This is a genomic window from Hyalangium sp. (genome assembly GCF_045802625.1).
Classification (GTDB): domain Bacteria; phylum Myxococcota; class Myxococcia; order Myxococcales; family Myxococcaceae; genus Hyalangium.
In genome coordinates this window covers 1-2,842 of sequence record NZ_JBJMQP010000040.1, presented here as the reverse complement: position 1 = coordinate 2,842, position 2,842 = coordinate 1, and the positions used below count along the sequence as shown (strand labels likewise).

Sequence of the window (2,842 nt, the reverse complement as noted above, 5' to 3'; positions counted from 1 at the left end):
GCCGCCGTCGATCTTCGCCGTCTGGGCCCAGCGCATCCGCGCGGCCCTGGAGCGCTACCAGGAGGCCGAGCGCCAGGGGCGCCTCTCGGTGAAGCCCCTGGACATCATGCGCTCGCAGCTCCACATGCTGCACAACCGGTTGGGCTTGAGCATCCCCGAGGAGTGTCACGTGGGGTGGCTCGCCTCGCTGATCCTCGCCCACGCCAGCCCCGCCCCGCCCGGCACGCCGGATGGAGTGGAGGGCGTGGATCGCCGCTACCAGGAGCAGAGCAAGCTGTCGCGTCACCTCGGCGCCGACATGGGGCCTTCCGACGCGGAGTTCTCGGACGAGCCACCCGCTCCCATGCGGTGGCCGGGACGCTCGCCGGTAGCGCTGCCGCCGGCGAACCCCGGCCTGCTCCAGATGCCGCTGGGAGAGGTGCTGCTTGCGCGCCGCAGCCGGTACAGCGGCTATGCCGGCAGTCTCTCCCCGGAGGAGCTGTCCACCCTGCTGAAGTTCTCCGCCGGCTATGCGCGCACCATGGAGGTCCCCCGGCCGGGGCAGCCCTTGAAGATCCGGCAGCGTGTCTATCCATCCGCGGGGGCGCGCTATCCGCTGCGCACCTACGTGCTGGCCCGCCGCGTGCCCGGGGTGGAGACGGGGCTGTACCGCTACGACGATCTCGCTCACGCCCTGCAGTGGGTGGCCCCGGCGCCCGAGGCGGCGCTGCTGCGAGCCTGCTCGCCCTTCCTCATGCAAGAGGCCCAGCCAGCGATTGAGGCCACGGACGCTCCCTTGTGGCTCTTCGTCGCGGCGGATCTCACCTACCAGCGCCGCCGCTACGGGCCGCGAGCTTTGCGCCTGGCCCTGTTGGAGTGTGGCCATTTGACGCAGAATGTCTGCCTCGTGGCCACGGCGATGAGCCTGTCGTGCATCACCGTGGGAGGCTTCTACGACGACCTGCTCAACCAGGTGCTGTACCTCGACGGAGTCAACCAGGCCGCGTTCTACATGCTGCCTGTAGGCAGGCGGGAGTCATGGGAGCAACCGAAGTGAAGCTGAAGGACACTCCGCCGCTCGAAGCGCCCGCGCCGGCTGACGCCACACCTCCAGCGCTCCTGCTGGAGGGCGTGACCAAGCACTACGGTGACGTGCGGGCCCTCGAGGACGTCAACCTGGCGGTGCGCCCGGGGGAGATCCTTGGCCTGCTGGGCCCCAATGGCGCCGGCAAGAGCACCACCATCCATCTGATGCTGGGCCTGCTCAAGCCCACCCGGGGCCGGGTGCGCGTGTTCGGGGTGGATCCCGTGGTGCCCGAGAACCGTATCCACCTGGGAGCCATGGTCCAGAACACCCGCCTGCCTCCGAGGCTGCGCGTGGGCGAGATCATCGAGCTCTTCTCCAGCTACTACCCGGCTCCGTTCTCGCTGAAGGAGACGGTGGCCATGGCCGAGCTCCAGGGGTTCGAGCGCCGCATGATGAACGCGCTGTCCTCGGGAGAGCGGCAGCGGGTGCGCTTCGCGCTGGCCATCTGCGGCAACCCGGAGGTGGTCCTGCTGGACGAGCCCACCGTCAACCTGGACGTGGAGGCGCGCCGCCGCTTCTGGGGGCGCATCCGCGAGATCGCCTCGGCCCGGCGTACCATCGTGCTGACCACCCACTACCTGGAAGAGGCGGACGCGCTGGCGAACCTGATCGTCCTCATCCACAAGGGCCGGCTGCTGATGCAGGGCGCGCCGCGCGTCATCAAGGCTCACGTGGACGGGCAGCACGTCACCTGCATCACCCGGATGGCCGTGAACGACATCCTCGCCATCCCAGGCGTCAAGAAGGCCCAGCTCAGCGGAGAGTGGATGGAGATCGTCGCCCAGCCGGAGATCCCCATCGCCCGCGAGCTGTACCAGCGGGATCCGGATCTGAAGGGGCTCACGGTGAAGCCCGTGGGGCTGGAAGAGGCCTTCTTCGAGATCATCTCACGGGAGAACAAGTCATGAGCGCCACGCCGGGTGCCGTGGTCAAGGCGGCGCCTGCCGCGGGCCGCAGCCGTCTTCGCATCTACGCCCTGGAGGTGAAGGCGGAGTTCCTCAAGCTGTTGCGCTCGCCCACCTTCGTGGTGCCTACGCTCGTGGCCCCGCTGCTCTTCTATGTGATCTTCGGGCTGACGTTCGCCAAGCAGTACCTGTCCAACAACATCCGCGTGCCCACGTACATGCTGGCCACCTACGGCACCTTCGGCGTCGTGGGCGTGTCGCTCTTCAGCTTCGGCGTGGGCATTGCCACCGAGCGCGCGCAGGGGTGGCTCATCCTCAAGCGCGTCTCGCCCATGCCGCCGGAGGCGTTCTTCATCGCGAAGATCATCATGGCGACGATGTTCAACCTGCTCATCGTCGTGATGCTCTTCATCCTGGGGGCCACCTTGGGCGGCGCGCGGCTCGAGCCCCAGCAGTGGCTGACGTTGGGCGGGGTGCTGCTGCTGGGCTCGCTGCCCTTTACCGCGCTGGGGCTGGCCATGGGCTACTTCGCCGGCGCCAACACCTCGCCCGCGCTGGCCAACCTCATCTACATGCCCATGTCCTTCGCGTCGGGGCTCTGGTTGCCGCTGGAGATGCTGCCGAGCTTCGTGCAGCGCATCTCGGTGTTCATGCCGCCCTACCACTTCGCGCAGCTGGCGCTGCGGCAGATCGGCGCGGGCCGGGGAGGCAACCCCTGGGTGCATGTGCTGGCCCTGCTGGGCTTCACGGTCGTGTTCATCGCCCTGGCCGTCGTGGGCTACCGGCGCGAGGAGAGCAGCTTCCAGTGAGCCCTGGGGCCTGGGGGCTCAGCGGCTCTTGCTCTCCATCCAGGCCTTGGTGAAGATGTTGG

3 protein-coding genes are annotated in these 2,842 nt (G+C 68.4%); all 3 read left to right on the top strand.

Annotated features, from left to right (window positions below):
• On the top strand, nucleotides 1-1,036 hold a 1,036-nt coding region (locus ACJ8AT_RS07390), incomplete at its 5' end, for a SagB family peptide dehydrogenase (RefSeq protein ID WP_407736919.1).
• Entirely contained in the window at nucleotides 1,018-1,974 is a 957-nt protein-coding gene (locus ACJ8AT_RS07385) for an ABC transporter ATP-binding protein (protein ID WP_407736918.1), read from the top strand. The genes ACJ8AT_RS07390 and ACJ8AT_RS07385, both read left to right, overlap by 19 nt.
• The gene (locus tag ACJ8AT_RS07380; RefSeq protein WP_407736917.1) at nucleotides 1,971-2,780 is read left to right on the top strand and encodes an ABC transporter permease; all 810 of its coding nucleotides are present in this window, start codon (nucleotides 1,971-1,973) and stop codon (nucleotides 2,778-2,780) included. Before ACJ8AT_RS07385 ends, ACJ8AT_RS07380 begins: the two co-directional genes overlap by 4 nt.
• Nucleotides 2,781-2,842: the final 62 nt, after the last annotated feature.